The sequence below is a fragment of the Pseudomonas sp. KBN10P06128 genome (genome assembly GCF_037574945.1).
Classification (GTDB): Bacteria; Pseudomonadota; Gammaproteobacteria; order Pseudomonadales; family Pseudomonadaceae; genus Pseudomonas; species Pseudomonas aeruginosa.
This window is the reverse complement of the sequence record NZ_JBBELR010000001.1, coordinates 5,918,691-5,934,924: the sequence shown is the minus strand read 5'-3', so window position 1 is coordinate 5,934,924 and position 16,234 is coordinate 5,918,691. Positions and strand designations below refer to the sequence as shown.

General features: G+C 67.5%; 13 protein-coding genes. 4 read left to right on the top strand and 9 right to left on the bottom strand.

Going from position 1 to position 16,234, the window contains the following annotated elements; translation table 11 throughout:
- Positions 1-62: 62 nt before the first annotated feature.
- The 8 genes from prmA to gcbA form a co-directional block, all read right to left on the bottom strand.
- Positions 63-947 carry a 50S ribosomal protein L11 methyltransferase gene (gene prmA / locus VQ065_RS27670; RefSeq protein WP_003095396.1) on the bottom strand — a complete coding sequence of 295 codons (885 nt, stop codon included), beginning with the start codon at positions 945-947 and terminating at the stop codon, positions 63-65.
- A gap of 80 nt (positions 948-1,027) precedes the next feature.
- Entirely contained in the window at positions 1,028-1,894 is an 867-nt protein-coding gene (locus VQ065_RS27665; protein ID WP_003095393.1) for an EI24 domain-containing protein, read from the bottom strand.
- A 110-nt stretch (positions 1,895-2,004) separates the two neighbouring features.
- Positions 2,005-3,354: an acetyl-CoA carboxylase biotin carboxylase subunit gene (gene accC / locus VQ065_RS27660; protein ID WP_003095391.1), complete on the bottom strand. Its 1,350-nt coding sequence runs from the start codon at positions 3,352-3,354 to the stop codon at positions 2,005-2,007.
- Between the two features lie 17 nt (positions 3,355-3,371).
- On the bottom strand, positions 3,372-3,842 hold the full coding sequence (accB, locus tag VQ065_RS27655; RefSeq protein WP_003110495.1) for an acetyl-CoA carboxylase biotin carboxyl carrier protein: 471 nt from the start codon (positions 3,840-3,842) through the stop codon (positions 3,372-3,374).
- A gap of 23 nt (positions 3,843-3,865) precedes the next feature.
- A complete protein-coding gene (gene aroQ, locus VQ065_RS27650; RefSeq protein ID WP_003095385.1) occupies positions 3,866-4,309 on the bottom strand; it encodes a type II 3-dehydroquinate dehydratase in 444 nt (147 codons plus the stop codon).
- A gap of 143 nt (positions 4,310-4,452) precedes the next feature.
- Entirely contained in the window at positions 4,453-6,228 is a 1,776-nt protein-coding gene (locus tag VQ065_RS27645) for a protein-disulfide reductase DsbD (RefSeq protein WP_003095380.1), read from the bottom strand.
- Between the two features lie 159 nt (positions 6,229-6,387).
- Complete coding sequence (gene ctpL / locus VQ065_RS27640; protein ID WP_003095377.1) at positions 6,388-8,361, bottom strand: methyl-accepting chemotaxis protein CtpL; 1,974 nt, start codon at positions 8,359-8,361, stop codon at positions 6,388-6,390.
- 77 nt (positions 8,362-8,438) lie between these two features.
- Entirely contained in the window at positions 8,439-10,067 is a 1,629-nt protein-coding gene (gene gcbA, locus VQ065_RS27635) for a diguanylate cyclase GcbA (protein WP_003106227.1), read from the bottom strand.
- Between the two features lie 352 nt (positions 10,068-10,419).
- Between gcbA and VQ065_RS27630 the strand changes: the two genes are divergently transcribed.
- The 4 genes from VQ065_RS27630 (at position 10,420) to speA (ending at position 14,766) form a co-directional block, all read left to right on the top strand.
- Complete coding sequence (locus VQ065_RS27630) at positions 10,420-11,490, top strand: DUF2333 family protein (protein WP_003095371.1); 1,071 nt, start codon at positions 10,420-10,422, stop codon at positions 11,488-11,490.
- A gap of 3 nt (positions 11,491-11,493) precedes the next feature.
- Positions 11,494-12,030 (top strand): NUDIX hydrolase, encoded by a 537-nt coding sequence (locus VQ065_RS27625; RefSeq protein WP_003095369.1) that lies wholly within the window; start codon positions 11,494-11,496, stop codon positions 12,028-12,030.
- A 203-nt stretch (positions 12,031-12,233) separates the two neighbouring features.
- Entirely contained in the window at positions 12,234-12,605 is a 372-nt protein-coding gene (locus VQ065_RS27620) for a translation initiation factor Sui1 (RefSeq protein ID WP_003095367.1), read from the top strand.
- 250 nt (positions 12,606-12,855) lie between these two features.
- A complete protein-coding gene (gene speA / locus VQ065_RS27615; RefSeq protein WP_003095365.1) occupies positions 12,856-14,766 on the top strand; it encodes an arginine decarboxylase in 1,911 nt (636 codons plus the stop codon).
- A gap of 251 nt (positions 14,767-15,017) precedes the next feature.
- Here the strand turns inward: speA and VQ065_RS27610 are convergent, their stop codons facing one another.
- Positions 15,018-16,172 (bottom strand): DUF1624 domain-containing protein, encoded by a 1,155-nt coding sequence (locus tag VQ065_RS27610; RefSeq protein WP_003095363.1) that lies wholly within the window; start codon positions 16,170-16,172, stop codon positions 15,018-15,020.
- Positions 16,173-16,234 lie beyond the last annotated feature (62 nt).

Sequence of the window (16,234 nt, the reverse complement as noted above, 5' to 3'; positions counted from 1 at the left end):
CTACCCCAAGCTTCTTGCACGAAGGCAGTGGGGCGGGATCAGTGGTGGCTGGCGGCGCGCCATCAATCGGCGCGGCGGCGGCCGCTGATGCGGATCCAGCCTTCGCGCTCGGCGGTCGGGTCGAGATCGAAGTGTGCGGAGTAGGCCTCGCGGACCTCCGTGGCCTGCTCGGCGAGGATGCCGGACAACGCCAGCAGGCCGCCGGGACGTACCAGGTCGGTCAGTTGCGGGGCGAGGGAAACCAGCGGGCCGGCGAGGATATTGGCGACCAGCACGTCGGCCTGTCGCTGCGGCAGGTCCGCCGGCAGGTAGACAGGGAACCGCGCGGGCTCGATACCGTTGCGCGAGGCATTGTCGCGCGAGGCTTCCAGGGCCTGTGGATCGATGTCGGTGCCGACCGCCCGTTCGGCGCCGAGCAGCAGCGCGGCGATGGCGAGGATTCCCGAGCCGCAGCCGAAGTCGAGCACCTGCCGGCCGGCCAGTTCCTGGCCGTCGAGCCATTCCAGGCACAGCGCGGTGGTCGGGTGGGTGCCGGTGCCGAAGGCCAGGCCCGGGTCGAGCAGCAGGTTGACCGCGTCCGGCTCGGGGGCGGCGTGCCAGCTCGGCACGATCCACAGGCGGCGGCCGAAACGCATCGGCTGGAAGTTGTCCATCCAGCTGCGCTCCCAATCCTGGTCGGCGATTTCCTCGACGTGGTGCTCGGGCAGGTCGCCGCCGGTAAGCAAGGCGAGGTGGGCGAGCAGGGCGGTCTCGTCGGTGTCCGCTTCGAACAGCGCCAGCAGGTGGGTGCGCGACCACAGCGGGGTGGTGCCGAGGTCCGGCTCGAAGATCGGCTGGTCTTCGGCGTCCATGAAGGTCACGGAGACGGCGCCGACTTCGAGCAGGGCGTCTTCGTAGGTTTCGGCCTGTTCCGGGGTGATGGCCAGGCGAACTTGTAACCAGGGCATGGGGCGACCTCTGTTGCGGCTGTAAACGAAACGGGCCGCCCAGGGGCGACCCGTTTTCCACCGCGCAAGCTTACTTGAGGCTAGCCGGCGCTGCCACTCTCTGCCGAGGCCTCGCCGCGCAGTTGCGCCAGGCCGCGATTGGCCAGGTGGCAGGTACCGCCGCCGAGCACCGCCGGCAGCAGCAGGTTGAGCAGCGGCACCAGCGCCAGGAGCAGTATCAGCAGGCCGAACAGCAACAGGCTGCCGCGGCGAGCACGAAGCACGGCGAGCTGCTCGCCGGCATCGGCCAGCCCGGCCAGCGTGGCGGGCAGCAGGAAGCGGATGTTCAGGTAGGCCAGCGCCAGCAGCAGGAGTACACCGTTGTAGAGCGGAACCAGCAGGCCGACCAGGATCGATCCGGAAACGCCCAGCCAGGGTGCCAGGCGAAAGCCGGCGGCACGCCACAGCGAGATCCTTTCGCCGGAGGCAGGTGCCAGTCGCGGGTAGCGTTGGCGGACCTGTTCCTTCAGTTGTCCGAGCAGGCCGATGCGCAGGCCCAGGCGGATGCCGAAGACGATGCTGGCGGCGTACAGGGCGACGAAGAACAGCGCGGCATAGCCGACGAAATAGAACGCCAGTTGCGCCAGTCCCGCCAGGCCGTTGAAGGCCGCCAGCGGATCGAAGTACGGGCCACCGCTGCCGGCCTCGATCAGCGAGCCGTTGGGGATCAGGGCGAAGTTGGCCACGCTGAATGCCGTGTACAGCGCGGCCCAGCCGCAGAGGCGGATGATCGGTTCGAAGAAATGCACGAACAGCCAGGTGCACAGCACGCTGACGAGAATGCACAGGCTCGCGGAGCGGAAGAGTGCGGCGGGTTGCAGGCTTTCCCTGAAACCCAGGGCGAAGCAGGTCGCGGCCTCGGTCGCGGCAGCCAGCGATTGGCGGTACCAGCGGCGGATGCGTTCCATGCAGGAGTCCGGTGGTGGAGGGGCGACGAGGATAGCACCGTTGGGGCGGCCGGCAGGCGGAAACGACAAGGGCCGCCCGGAGGCAGCCCTTGTGCGCAGCGACTGACGGATCAGTGCTTGTCCATACCCAGTTTCTTCTCCAGGTAATGGATGTTCACCCCGCCCTTGCAGAAGGCGGCGTCGCGCACCAGGTCCTTGTGCAGTTCGGTATTGGTCTTGATACCGTCGACGATCAACTCGTCCAGGGCATTGCGCATCCGCGCCAGCGCCTCGTCGCGGTCGGCACCGTAGGTGATGACCTTGCCGACCAGCGAGTCGTAGTTCGGCGGCACGCTGTAGCCGCTGTAGAGGTGCGAGTCGACGCGCACGCCGTTGCCGCCGGGGGCGTGGAAGTGCTTGACCTTGCCCGGGCTGGGCATGAAGGTCTTCGGGTCTTCGGCGTTGATCCGGCATTCCAGCGCATGGCCGCGGATGACCACGTCCTCCTGGCGGATCGAGAGCTTCTCGCCGGAGGCGATGCGCAGCATCTCCTTGACGATGTCGACACCGGTGACCATCTCAGATACCGGGTGCTCCACCTGCACGCGAGTGTTCATCTCGATGAAGTAGAAGCGGCCGTTCTCGTAGAGGAACTCGAAGGTGCCGGCGCCGCGGTAGCCGATCTCGATGCAGGCCTGGACGCAGCGGGCGAAGACTTCCTGACGGGCCTTCTCGTCGATGCCGGGGGCCGGCGCCTCTTCGATCACCTTCTGGTGGCGGCGCTGCAGGGAGCAGTCGCGGTCGCCGAGGTGGATGGCGTTGCCCTGGCCGTCGGAAAGCACCTGGACTTCCACGTGGCGCGGGTTGGTCAGGAACTTCTCCAGGTAGACCATCGGGTTGCCGAACGCCGCGCCGGCCTCGGTGCGGGTCAGCTTGGCCGACTTGATCAGCTCGGATTCGTCGTAGACCACGCGCATGCCGCGCCCGCCGCCGCCGCCGGCGGCCTTGATGATCACCGGGTAGCCGACCTCGCGGGCGATCGCCAGGGCGGTTTCTTCATCTTCCGGCAGCGGGCCGTCGGAGCCCGGCACGGTGGGGACGCCGGCGCGCTTCATGGCGTCCTTGGCCGAGACCTTGTCGCCCATCAGGCGGATCACCTCGGCGGTCGGGCCGACGAAGGTGAAGCCGGAGCGTTCGATCTGCTCGGCGAAGTCGGCGTTCTCGGCGAGGAAGCCGTAGCCGGGGTGGATCGCGGTGGCGCCGGTGACCTCGGCCGCGGCGATGATCGCCGGGATCTGCAGGTACGACTGGGTGGCCGGGGCCGGACCGATGCACACCGATTCGTCGGCGAGCGACAGGTGCATCAACTCGCGGTCGGCGGTGGAGTGTACCGCCACCGTCTTGATCCCCAGCTCCTTGCATGCGCGAAGGATGCGCAAGGCGATTTCGCCGCGGTTGGCGATCAGCACTTTTTCCAACATCGCAGGTTCCCCGCGGCTTAGACGATGGTGAACAGCGGCTGGTCGAACTCAACCGGCTGGCCGTTCTCCACCAGGATCGACTCGATGGTGCCGCTAACTTCGGCTTCGATGTGGTTCATCATCTTCATGGCTTCGACGATGCACAGGATGTCGCCTTTCTTCACGCTCTGGCCGACTTCGACGAAGTTGGCCGAGGTCGGCGAGGCGGCGCGGTAGAAGGTGCCGACCATCGGCGAGCGAACCACGTTGCCGTTCAGCTTCGGAGCGGCCGGGGCGCTTTCCGCGGCAGCGGCGGCCGGAGCGGCGGCTGCCGGCGCCGGCGCGGCGACCGGAGCGGCGAAGGCCGGAGCCTGTGCGTACACCGGCTGGGCGGCGGTCTTGCTGTGGCGGCTGATGCGTACCGACTCTTCGCCTTCGCGGATTTCCAGCTCGTCGATACCGGACTCTTCCAGCAGCTCGATCAGTTTCTTGACTTTACGAATGTCCATTAGCGCTAGCACTCCCAGTGAGGTCAGGGGCGTTGAAGTTGTTCAAGGGCGGATTCCAGGGCCAGGCGGTAGCCTGTGGCGCCGAGACCGCAGATCACCCCTACCGCCACGTCGGAGAAGTAGGAGTGATGCCGGAAAGGTTCACGTTTGTGCACGTTCGACAGGTGCACTTCGATGAATGGGATGCTCACCGCAAGCAGCGCGTCACGTAACGCGACGCTGGTATGGGTGAATGCCGCCGGATTGATGATGATGAAGTCCACGCCTTCGTCGCGCGCGGCATGGATCCGGTCGATCAGTTCGTATTCGGCGTTGCTCTGCAGATGCAGCAGGTGGTGGCCGGCTTCGCGGGCGCGGCGCTCGAGGTCCTGGTTGATCTGCCCGAGGGTGGTCGAACCGTAGGTGCCGGGCTCGCGGGTGCCCAGCAGGTTCAGATTCGGCCCGTGCAATACGAGGAGGGTCGCCATTGTCTTGTTGATTGTCCTGTACAGGCTGCAAACGGCAAGCGGGCACTATGCCGGAATTTCCGTATGACTGTCCAGTCACTGTTAGATTGCAGTAGATCGCCGCATGTTGACCGGCAATTGCGGCAGAAGTATGTCAGCGCATGTCACTGCCGGGTAGCGGCCCGGCGCAGTCGTTCGGCGAGCCCGGCGGCGTCGATCTCTCCGATGACGCGCAAGTCGCTCCATTCGTCACCGCCCGGGGCGAAGAACAGGATCGCCGGCGGACCGAACAGGTTGTAGCGGTCCAGCAGGCCGCGCTGGGCCGGGTTGCTTTCGGTGATGTCGAAGCGCAGCAGGCGGTAGGCCGGCAGTCGTGCCTGCACCGTGGGATCGGTGAGGACCTGGCGCTCGATGACCTTGCAACTGATGCACCAGTCCGCATACCAGTCCAGCAGCACCGGCTTGCCGGCCTGGCGTGCCTCGGCCAGGGCGGCGTCCAGCTGCGCCGGGGTGGTCAGGTTCTGCCATTCGCCGGGCGTGCTCGGTGGCCCGGCGTGGATCGACGGCACCGAGCGGCCCAGCGGATGGATCGGGTCCGACTCGCCCTGCAGGGCGCCGATCCAGGCGGCCACCGCGTAGGTCAGGAACATCAGGCCAAGCAGTTGCAGCAGGCGGCGTGCGGCGCTCTTCGGGGTGAATTCGAGGGCGCCCAGGGCCAGGCCGGCGCCGCCGGCGAGCATGCCCCAGAGCATCAGCGCCACCGGGCCGGACACCACCCGCTCCAGCAGCCACACGGCGACCGCCAGCAACAGCACGCCGAAGGCGTTGCGCACGCCGTTCATCCAGGCTCCGCTCTTGGGCAGCAGGGCGCCGCCGCCGGCGCCGAAGACCACCAGCGGCGTACCCATGCCCAGACCGAGGGCGAACAGTTGCAGGCCGCCCCCCCAGGCATCGCCGCTGGCGCTGATATAGAGCAGCGAGGCGGCCAGCGGGGCGGAGACGCAGGGCGAGACCAGCAGGCTGGAAAGCACGCCGAGGGTGGCCGCGCCGAGGATCGAGCCGCCGCGCGCATCGCCGGCCAGGCGGTCGAGCGGTTCGCGGATGAAGCCGGGCAGGCGCAGCTCGAAGAAGCCGAACATGGCCACGGCGAACAGCGCGAAGAACGCCGCGAATGGCACCAGTACCCAGGGCGACTGCAATTGCGCCTGGAGATTGAGGCTGGCGCCGAACATGCCCATCAGCGCGCCGAGCAGGGCGAAGCAGAGCGCCATCGGCAGCACGTAGGCGAGCGACAGGACGAAGCCGCGACCACCGCCCGGCCGGCCGCGCAGGACCACTCCGGAGAGGATCGGCAGCATCGGCAGCACGCAGGGGGTGAAGGTCAGGGTCAGGCCGGCGAGGAAGAAGAACAGCAGGCTGCGCTTGCCCTTGTGTTCGAGCGGGTCCTTGCCGGCCGCGTCGTTCGCGGCTGGCGTCGCGGCACCGCCGTCGATGTCGAAGCGCCTGGTTTCCGGGGGGTAGCAGAGGCCCTTGTCGGCGCAGCCCTGGTAGGTCACCACCAGGGTATAGGGCTGCCGGGCCGGGTTGTTCAGGGGAATCTCCAGGTCGACGATGTTGTAGTAGACCTCGGTATCGCCGAAGTACTCGTCGTGGTGCTGCTTGCCCGCCGGCAGTTGCACCTGGCCGAGGCTGACCTGGGCTGGCTCGACCTTGAACTGGAAGCGGTGGCGGTAGAGGTAGTAGCCCTCGGCGTTGACGAAGCGCAGCAGCACGTGCTGCGCGTCGCTGCGCTCGACGCTGGGCTTGAACGCCTGGTCGACCTTGAGGAAGCCGCCGCCATCGAGGCCGCCGCCGAGGGAGGCGCCGGGACGGCTGTCGAACAGGCCCGCGCCGGCGGGCAGGGCGACCAGCAGGAGGATCAGGGTCAGCAGGCGGCGCATGGATATCTCGTCGGATCAAAAGCCGGAATGATAGCGGAAAGCCGGGCCCGATCGAGCCCCGTGCGGCTGATCAGGTCCTGCCCCGGTTCCGCTGAGCGGTATCCGACCGGTCCGAAGCCAGACGGTTCCTCTGGCGCCTTGCGGCACGTCGCCGCAGGGTCACAGGCGGAAGGCCTGCACCGTGGTGCGCAGGTCGCCGCCCAGTTGCCGCAGTTGTTCGCCCTGTTCGCGGCTATGGCCGATCAGCCGCAGGTTTTCCCCACCCAGGGCGTGGATACGTTCGCTGTGCGAGCGAATCTCGCCGACCGCCTGGCTCTGCTGGGTCGAGCCTTCGGCGATGCGTTCGGCCATCACGCCGATGGTATGGATCGCGGCGACCACTTCGTCCAGTGCGCCCTCCGCCGCGCCGGCCTGTTCGGCGGTGCGTTCGGCATGCTCGACCTGGCTGCGCATGGCCTCCACCGATTGCCGCGCGGCCTGTTGCAGGCGGCCGATGAGCTGCTGGATCTCCTCGGTGGCGCCGGCGGTGCGCTGGGCCAGCGAGCGGACTTCCTCGGCGACCACGGCGAAGCCGCGGCCCTGGTCGCCGGCGCGGGCGGCCTCGATGGCGGCATTGAGGGCGAGCAGGTTGGTCTGTTCGGCGATCGAGCGGATCACCGTCAGCACGCTGCCAATGGTCGCCGACTCCTCGGCCAGGCGCTCGATCGACTGGGCGTTGCCCTGCACCTCGTCGACCAGCTCGCGCAGGCCGCCCAGGCTCTCGCCGATCACCCGCTGGCCGTGCTCCACTGCCTGGCCTGCGCTGCGACTGGCGTCGGCGGTCTGGCTGGCGTCTCCGGCGACCTGCTGGATCGCCGCTTCCATGTCGCCGAGGGCGTCGCGGATCTGCCCGGTATCGCCGGCCTGGCGCTCGACCCCGGCGTGCAGGCCGCTGCTGACCTCGGCCAGGGTCTGGCTGCTGCCGGCGACCTGTTCGGCGCGGCGGTGGATCGCGCCGACCAGCTCGGCGAGGAAGCTGCGCAGGCGGTTCAGCGAATCCTCCAGGTTGCGCAGGTCCTCGGTGCGGGTACGCAGGGATATGGGGCGCGAGAAGTCGCCGTCGGCCCAGGCCGAGAGCGCCGGCACCAGTTGCCCGAGGACCCGTGCCAGGCGTCTTTGCAGGCTGTCGATGGCGAGGGCGATGAGCAGGATCAGGGCGATCATCCCACCCTGGATCAGGCGTACCTGGCCTTGCAGGCGCTGGCGTTCGCCGCGCACCTGCGGTTCCAGGGTGGCCAGGGCCTGGCGCACCGCGTCCAGTCTGGCGCCGGTGTCGGCGGACAGTTGCTGGCGACGCTCGATCAGGTCGCGGGTGCGGCGCAATTCGCCCGGATAGCGTTGCAGCAGGCTGGCGAGTTCGCGCCGCAGCGCCACGCCGCGGTCTTCGGCATTGCCGGCGCCAGCCTCGGCGTCGCCGGCCAGCCCCATCATGGCGGCGAAGTCGTCGCTGGCCGAGCGCTGTTCGTCGAGCACGCCGAGCAACGGCAAGGCCTCGATCCGCCCGGCCTGCTCGCGCAGGTTGGCCAGTTCGCGCTCGACGTCGCCGGCCAGGGCCGGGTTGGCGCTTTCCACCAGCTTGGCGCGGGCCAGGCTGAGGCGGGTCAGGTGCAGGCTGGCGAGCAGCAGCGGGGTGCGGTAGGCGCCGGCCTGGGGCTGCTCCGTCGCGGCGTCCAGGTAGGCGGACCATTGTTCCAGGTTGCCGGCGAGGTCGCGCTCGGCCTGTAGCAGCAGGCCCTGCGGGTCGCCGGCGAGCTTGCCGGCGGCGAGCAGGTCGCCGGCGCTGAATTCGCGCAACTCCGCGAGGCTTGGCGCGAGGGTCCGGGCGAGGTCCGGCGGTAGCTCCGGCAAGGCCTCGGCGAGGCTTTCCAGGGCCTGCAGCGCGGCCTGCTGGCGTACGGCGTCGCCGCTGCCGAGGTACTGGCGGACGTTGCGCGCGACCTGTTCGTCGAAGCGCTGCGACAGCTCCAGGTACTGGTCGAGCAACTGGAACGGGCGCTCCATGGCGCGTTGCGACCACCACAGGGTGATTCCCAGGGCGAGGCAGACGGTGAGCAGGAGCAGGGTGTTGAGATTGGTGAGTTGCTTGAGGCGCATGGCGGGTCTCGTCCGACTACGGAGCGGCGAGACCGCAGGTTATTTCCGTTTGGTTACCGGGTGATGACAAAGAGCCATTACCGGGCGTCGGGACGATATACCTCGATCCGGTTGCGTCCGCCGTGCTTGGCCCGGTATAGCGCTTCGTCGGCCTGCTTGGCCATGCTCTTGATATCGAGGTCCGGGGTCAGCTCGGCGATGCCGCAACTGAAGGTGCAGCGCAGGTCGGTCGGTTGCGCGGGGTAGTGGATCTCGGCGAAGCGCTGGCGAATCTCGTCGAGCACCAGGCGCGCGGCGTCCAGATCGGTGTCCGGAAGGACCACGGCGAACTCCTCGCCGCCATAGCGGCCGATGTGGTCGGTCTTGCGCAGGCGCTGCTTGAGAAACAGCGCCAGGCCCTTGATCACCCGGTCGCCCATGGGGTGGCCGAAACGGTCGTTGACCTGCTTGAAGTGGTCGATGTCGAGCATCGCGAAGCTCAGCGGACGGCCATCGCGACGCGCGCGCAGGCGGGCATCCTCGAGCAGTTGCAGGGTATGGGTGTGGTTGTACAGGCCGGTCAGGCTGTCGCGCACCATCCGCGCCTTCAGGCTGCGCGCGCGGCTGGCGCGGGTGCGCACGGTGGCGATCAGGTGGCGCGGGCGGATCGGCTTGGTGAGGAAGTCGTCGCCGCCTTCGCTCATGGCGTCCAGTTGCTTGTCCAGGTCGTCCTCGGCGGACAGGTAGATGATCGGCACGCTGACGTGGCGCTCGTGCTGGCGGATCACCTTGGCCAATTCGGTGCCCAGGCACTCGGGCATGTACATGTCGAGGATGATCAGGTCGGGCTGGAAGTCGCTCAGCTCGGCCATCACCGACAGCGGCTCGGTGAGCGCGCGGGTGATGATCCCGGCGCTGTTGAGGACCATCTCGGTGTGCAGCGCCTGGGCCCGGGAGTCGTCGACGATCAGTACCCGGTAGGGTTCGTAGAAGCTCAGGCGGCTGAGGGTCTCGATCTTTTCCAGCACGCTGGAGGCGTCCAGGGTGCCGGTGAAGAATTCCTGGCCGCCGGCGCGGGCTGCGGCCAGGCGGGTCGGGGTGTCGGTCTCGCTGTCGCTGAAGAACAGCACCGGCAGCTTGTGTTCGAGGCCGGCCTGGGCCTCGCTGGCCAGTCGCAGGCCCATGTCGGGGCCGGCGAAGTCGACTTCCATGACGATCGCCGCCGGGTAGCGTTCGCGCATGCTGGCGCGGAAGGCGTCGGCGGTCTCGCAGCTCAGCGCCTGCAGACCGAAGAACTCCAGTTGCTGGGCCAGGCGCTCGGCGCGTTCGCGGTCCTTCAGTGCCAGGTAGACCGGTTTGCGCAATGGCGGCAGGACGGTGTGCTCGAGCTGGTCGCCATGCCGCAGGCCGGTGCGCGACAGGCGCTGCATCAACTGGTTGAGTTCGCTGATCGACTCGCTGGAAAGCCGGCCGCGGTTGGCCTCGACGACGTCCAGGGTACGGTCGATGGCACCGGCCAGTTGGGCATGCTCGGCTTGCTCGAAGCGTTCGGCGTAGCGCTGCAGGCGCAGGGTGGCGTCGGCCAGTTCTTCCATGCCGTCGCTGTTCCACTCCGCGCGGGTCAGGCGTTGCCAGACCTCCAGAACCTGGCGCGCCTGGTTGATCACTCGCTGGGCGAAGTGGTGCTTCAGGCGGTCCAGGGTCGGGTCATCGTGCTCGGTCATCATGACGCGCTTCTTTCGTGGTCTTCGCGGCAGAGCGTCGCTGCGAATGATGGCTCTATGCTATCACCTATCGCCATGAAAGCCAGCGGCCGTTGGGCGGCTGACGAGAGGAGCCTTTTCTTTTCCAAATGTCATCCCCACCTGTTGGTGGGTGCCTTTGTGCGACGGACTACGGCATGCTTATGCCTGTTTCGGAAAATTCTCACTGAGCATTCCGGCACAAAACCGGCTTCCACTACGCTGAAAGCCGACGATGCCGAGGTTTTCGGCGTCCTGGAAGGGTTGGCGCTTGGCACGGAACGCGTTCGCCATGGTCCAATCCCCCATCTATCGAGCTGTTTTAAGGACCCTTGCCATGCTGGACTGGAAGAAGCGTCGTGGGACCATGCGCGATCGCGTGGACAATTCCGTGGATGATGTGCGTACCTACTTCGGCGGCCCCTGGCTGGTGCGCGTGGTGGGAGGCCTGCTGGGCGTCTACCTGCTGGTGGCGATGCTGGTCGGCTGGTACTGGAGCCAGGAACCCGACCTGTTCCCCGTGCAGCAGGACGCCCAGGCCGCCGCCGAGCGCGCCGGGCGGCAGATGGTCACCGGCTACACCACGGTGGAGACCCTCAAGGAAGTGGTCGACACCCTGCTGACCAAGCCGGGCGGCTACATCTCCAACGACATCTTCCCGCCGGGCATCTGGATGGACAACATGCCCAGCTGGGAGTATGGCGTGCTGGTCCAGGTGCGTGACATCAGCCGGGCGCTGCGCAAGGATTTCGCCCGTTCGCAGTCGCAGTCCACCGAGGACGCCGACCTGGCTCGCGCCGAGCCGCGCTTCAACTTCGACAACAAGAGCTGGGCGCTGCCGGCGTCCGAGTCGGAGTACCAGGAAGGCATCAAGTCGCTGGACCGCTACCTGGCCCGCCTGTCCGACCCGAACCAGCCCAACGCGCAGTTCTATGCCCGCGCCGACAACCTGAACAACTGGCTGGGCGACGTCGCCACCCGCCTGGGCTCGCTGTCCCAGCGCCTGTCGGCGAGTGTCGGCCGGGTCAAGCTGAACACCAACATCAAGAACCCCGAAGAAGTACAGCCGGGCGAGGCGCCCAAGGTCGAGGAAGTGGTCCAGGAAACCCCCTGGCTGCAGATCGACAACGTCTTCTACGAGGCCCGTGGCCAGGCCTGGGCGCTGTCGCACCTGCTGCGCGCCATCGAGGTCGACTTCGCCGACGTGCTGGCGAAGAAGAACGCCACGGTCAGCGTGCGGCAGATCATCCGCGAGCTGGAGGCCGCGCAGGAGCCGTTGTGGAGCCCGATGGTGCTGAACGGCAGCGGCTACGGCATCCTGGCCAACCACTCGCTGGTGATGGCCAACTACATTTCCCGCGCCAACGCCGCGGTGATCGACCTGCGCCAGCTGCTTTCCCAGGGCTGACCCATGGCCGCGCCGATCAGCGCCGAAGAGGTGGCCCACCGGGCCGCCTCCGACGCCGAACTCATCGCCTGGGTCGACGAGCAGGACCGCCCGCTCGGTAGCCTGCCGCGCGCGGAGCTGCGCGAGCGCGGGCTGATCGGTCGCGGCACCTTCATCCTGCTGTTCAACTCCGCCGGCGAGCTGTGCGTGCAGCGCCGGACCCTGAGCAAGGCGGTCTATCCGGGGTACTGGGACCTCGCCGCCGGCGGCATGGTCCAGGCCGGCGAGCCCTACGCCGACTCCGCCGCCCGCGAACTGGAGGAAGAGCTGGGAATCCGCGACGCGGTTCTGCGCGAACATGGCCGCTTCTTCTTCGACGAACCGGGCAACCGGCTCTGGTGCGCGGTGTTTTCCGCCGTCTCCGATGCGCCCTTGCGTCTGCAGGCGGAGGAAATCTCCGAAGCCCGCTTCATCCGTCCCGAACTGGCGCTGGAAGAGGCTCGCAGCCTGCCGTACTGCCCCGATTCCCTGCAGGCGTTGCGCCTGTACCTGGATGCCTGAGCCGCGGATGTCGCCATTTCACCGATCAATGGCGCATTTTCGCTCTTAGCATTTGCTCGCAATGCTGCTAAATTGCGCGACCTTTTCGGGCGGTCCCCATGCCGCCCCTGCGCAGCCCCTGCCTGAGTGGGGCGTCGCGGTCGGCTCCCGCCGGCCATCGTTGTTGACCTGGCCCGTCGAGGCCATTCTGGGGGAAACGCCCGGTGGTCAAAAAAGCTTCGTCCCTGTCCGCCCTCGGCGGGCTGGTGTATTCCACGGATGGCGGCCGGCATTGCCCGGACTGCCAGCAACCCAAAGACGCCTGCATCTGCGGGCAGGCCGTAGCGCCTGCCGGCGACGGGATCGCGCGCGTGCGCCGCGAGACCAAGGGCCGCGGCGGCAAGACGGTGACCACCATCAGTGGCCTGCCGCTCGCCGGCGATGCGCTCAAGGAGCTGGCCAGCGCGCTGAAGCGGCGCTGCGGCACTGGCGGCAGTCTCAAGGACGGCGTGGTGGAGATCCAGGGCGAGCATGTCGAACTGCTGATCGACGAACTCCTCAAGCGCGGTTTCAAGGCGAAGAAGTCCGGCGGCTGACCGCATTCTCCCCTGCAGAGAGCGGGCAGGTCCGGCACCGCGAAGGCCGCGCCAGCCCTTTCCCTAGATGGGAGACTGCGGATACCCGCATGAGCGGATTTCCTCGGCTTTCCTAAACTACCGCCCAGTGTGGCGGTCAACACGGCAACGTCACATCCTCCGGCTAGCCTCCACCACAGGCGTGCCGGCCCAGGGCCATCCGGAGATCCCGGCGCCCGCCCGACCCCGAACATTGAGGAGATCACCGCGCATGGCCGCTCGACGGACTCGCAAAGACGATGGCAGCAACTGGACCGTGGCCGACAGCCGCGGCGTATACGGCATCCGCCACTGGGGTGCGGGTTATTTCGCCATCAACGATGGCGGCAATGTCGAAGTGCGTCCGCAGGGCGCCGACTCGACGCCCATCGATCTCTACGAGCTGGTCGGCCAGTTGCGCGAGGCGGGCCTGAGCCTGCCGCTGCTGGTGCGCTTCCCGGATATCCTGCAGGACCGCGTGCGCAAGCTCACCGGCGCCTTCGACGCGAACATCGAGCGCCTCGAATACCAGAGCCGCTATACCGCGCTGTATCCGATCAAGGTCAACCAGCAGGAAGCGGTGGTGGAGAACATCATCGCCACCGAGAACGTCTCCATCGGCCTGGAGGCAGGCTCCAAGCCGGAACTCATGGCGGTGCTGGCGCTGGCCCCGAAGGGCGGCACCATCGTCTGCAACGGCTACAAGGACCGCGAGTTCATCAAGCTGGCGCTGATGGGGCAGAAGCTCGGGCACAACGTGTTCATCGTGATCGAGAAGGAATCCGAGGTGCAGCTGGTGATCGAGGAGGCCGCCAACGTCGGCGTGCAGCCCCAGGTCGGCCTGCGCGTGCGGCTGTCCTCGCTGGCTTCGTCGAAGTGGGCAGACACCGGTGGCGAGAAGGCCAAGTTCGGCCTTTCCGCCGCCCAGCTGCTGTCGGTGGTCGAGCGCTTCCGCCAGGCCGGTCTCGACCAGGGCGTGCGCCTGCTGCATTTCCACATGGGCTCGCAGATCGCCAACCTGGCCGACTACCAGCACGGCTTCAAGGAAGCCATCCGCTACTACGGTGAGCTGCGCGCGCTCGGCCTGCCGGTGGATCACATCGACGTTGGCGGCGGCCTCGGCGTCGACTACGACGGCACCCATTCGCGCAACGCCAGCTCGATCAACTACGACATCGATGACTATGCCGGCGTGGTGGTCGGCATGCTCAAGGAGTTCTGCGACGCCCAGGGCCTGCCGCACCCGCACATCTTCTCGGAGAGCGGCCGGGCGCTGACCGCGCACCATGCGGTGCTGATCACCCAGGTCACCGACGTCGAGCGGCACAACGACGACGTGCCGAAGATCGTCGATCTCGACGAGCAGCCGGAGATCGTCCGCTGGCTGGCCGAACTGCTCGGCCCGACCGATGCCGAGATGGTCACCGAGACCTACTGGCGCGCCACCCACTACATCGGCGACGCCGCCGCGCAGTATGCCGACGGCAAGATCAGCCTGGCGCAGAAAGCCCTCGCCGAGCAGTGCTACTTCGCTATCTGCCGGCGCCTGCACAACCAGCTCAAGGCCCGCCAGCGCTCCCACCGGCAGGTCCTCGACGAACTCAACGACAAGCTCGCCGACAAGTACATCTGCAACTTCTCGGTGTTCCAGAGCCTGCCGGATACCTGGGCCATCGGCCAGGTGCTGCCGATCCTGCCGCTGCACCGCCTGGGCGAGGAGCCGGATCGGCGCGCGGTACTGCAGGACCTGACCTGCGACTCCGACGGCAAGATCACCCAGTACGTCGACGAGCAGAGCATCGAGACCAGCCTGCCGGTGCACGAGGTGAAGGAGGGCGAGGACTACCTGATCGGGGTGTTCCTGGTCGGCGCCTACCAGGAGATCCTCGGCGACATGCACAACCTGTTCGGCGACACCGACTCGGTGAACGTCTACCAGCGCGCAGACGGCGGCATCTATCACGCCGGCATCGAGACCCACGACACCATCGAGGACATGCTGCGCTACGTGCACCTGTCGCCGGAGGAACTGATGACCCTCTACCGCGACAAGGTCGCCGGGGCCAAGCTCACCGCCCGCGAGCGCAACCAGTACCTGGATGCGCTGCGCCTGGGGCTGACCCGCTCGGCGTACCTGTCCTGACTGGCTAGCCCGTCGGCGACGGGAAGCGAACCAGGCAATGGCCGGCTGGCGCGAGGCGCCCGCCGGCCATTTCGTTTCAGATCCTGCTCGTTATGTGGGAATTCCGCGCAACCCCTTCATTTCCGCTTCCCTGCCGGCGGTGGACGTCGGCGTGGTTGCCTGCTGTGTCCGGCGGATAACGCTTCGCGTCATTCGTCCTACCCGTGGGGGAAGGGCCGGACTTTTTCAGCGGCTCCTGGATGCTCCGCGCCTCAGAAGTACTTCAACCAGGCGATATCCCGCCGCCGCGCCTTGAAACCGGCGAACCAGTGCACCGCCGGGTACAGCGCCACGGCCAGCAGGATGCTGCACAGCCATAGCGCCGGCACCGAGGAGAAACCGAAGTAGTCGCCCCGGTTGGCGCCCCAGATCGCCAGCGCCAGCAGGTACAGCAGCTTCAGTAGGTAGAGATGCAGCAGGTAGAAGAACATCGGCGCTCCGCCGAACGCCACCAGGGCCTTGCCGCGACCGTTCCAGTCCAGGCGTTCGAACCAGGCCAGGAGCAGCAGGCCGATTCCCAGGGTGAGGGCGAGGAACAGCAGCGACGGCGGATACTTGGTGACGTTGAAGAAGCCCATCAGGGTGATCGCCGGCGTCTCGCCGAAGGCCCAGGGTTTCTCGCCATAGCCGTTGAGCAGGCGCAGCAGGATGAAGCCGAGCAGCAGCCCGCCACCGCCCGCCAGCAGGTAGCGTCGGCGCGTGGTTGCCGGCGTGGCGCCGCTGAACCAGTTGCCTGCGGCATAGCCCAGGGCGATCACACCGATCCACGGCAGCAGGGGGTAGGAGGTGCGCAGGCGCAGGGCGTCGCCCGCTTCGATCCAGCCGCGGTCGTGGAGCACCGCCCACGGCAGGTGCCAGGCCGAGCCGGGAGCGAAATGCAGCGGATCGAGCAGGTTGTGGCCGGCCACCAGCAGCACGCCGAGCGCCGCGAGCAGAGGGCGCGGCAACCAAAGCAGAGCGGCCAGGGCGAGCATGCTCAGGCCGATCGCCCAGATCACCTGGAGGTAAATCACCGTCGGCGGCAACTGGAAGGTCCAGGCGAAGTTCACCAGGGTCAGTTCCAGCGCCACCAGGAACAACCCGCGCTTGAACAGGAACGCCGAGACCGCCCGGCGTCCCTGGTGCTTCTCGCCGTAGAGGAATGCCGACAGGCCGGTGAGGAAGACGAACACCGGCGCGCACAGGTGCGCCAGGGTGCGGCTGAGGAACAGCGCCGGCTCGGTGCTGGCGACGTCCATCGGGTCGCCGACCTGGCGGTGCAGGAAAAAGGTCTCGCGGACATGGTCGAGCAGCATGAACAGCATCACCAGGCCGCGCAGGGCGTCGATGCTGTGCAGGCGGGAGGAATTGGAGATGGAGTTGGGCATGGCTGGGCTGGTCGTCGGAAAAGAGGGATGAGTATCACAGCCTGGCGGCGAGAAGCGAGATA

Excerpts from the sequence above, each read along its gene's own strand:
- prmA (WP_003095396.1), bottom strand. The coding sequence starts at position 947 with ATGCCCTGGTTACAAGTTCGCCTGGCCATCACCCCGGAACAGGCCGAA.
- VQ065_RS27665 (WP_003095393.1), bottom strand. The coding sequence starts at position 1,894 with ATGGAACGCATCCGCCGCTGGTACCGCCAATCGCTGGCTGCCGCGACC.
- accC (WP_003095391.1), bottom strand. The coding sequence starts at position 3,354 with ATGTTGGAAAAAGTGCTGATCGCCAACCGCGGCGAAATCGCCTTGCGC.
- accB (WP_003110495.1), bottom strand. The coding sequence starts at position 3,842 with ATGGACATTCGTAAAGTCAAGAAACTGATCGAGCTGCTGGAAGAGTCC.
- aroQ (WP_003095385.1), bottom strand. The coding sequence starts at position 4,309 with ATGGCGACCCTCCTCGTATTGCACGGGCCGAATCTGAACCTGCTGGGC.
- VQ065_RS27645 (WP_003095380.1), bottom strand. The coding sequence starts at position 6,228 with ATGCGCCGCCTGCTGACCCTGATCCTCCTGCTGGTCGCCCTGCCCGCC.
- ctpL (WP_003095377.1), bottom strand. The coding sequence starts at position 8,361 with ATGCGCCTCAAGCAACTCACCAATCTCAACACCCTGCTCCTGCTCACC.
- gcbA (WP_003106227.1), bottom strand. The coding sequence starts at position 10,067 with ATGATGACCGAGCACGATGACCCGACCCTGGACCGCCTGAAGCACCAC.
- VQ065_RS27630 (WP_003095371.1), top strand. The coding sequence starts at position 10,420 with ATGCTGGACTGGAAGAAGCGTCGTGGGACCATGCGCGATCGCGTGGAC.
- VQ065_RS27625 (WP_003095369.1), top strand. The coding sequence starts at position 11,494 with ATGGCCGCGCCGATCAGCGCCGAAGAGGTGGCCCACCGGGCCGCCTCC.
- speA (WP_003095365.1), top strand. The coding sequence starts at position 12,856 with ATGGCCGCTCGACGGACTCGCAAAGACGATGGCAGCAACTGGACCGTG.
- VQ065_RS27610 (WP_003095363.1), bottom strand. The coding sequence starts at position 16,172 with ATGCCCAACTCCATCTCCAATTCCTCCCGCCTGCACAGCATCGACGCC.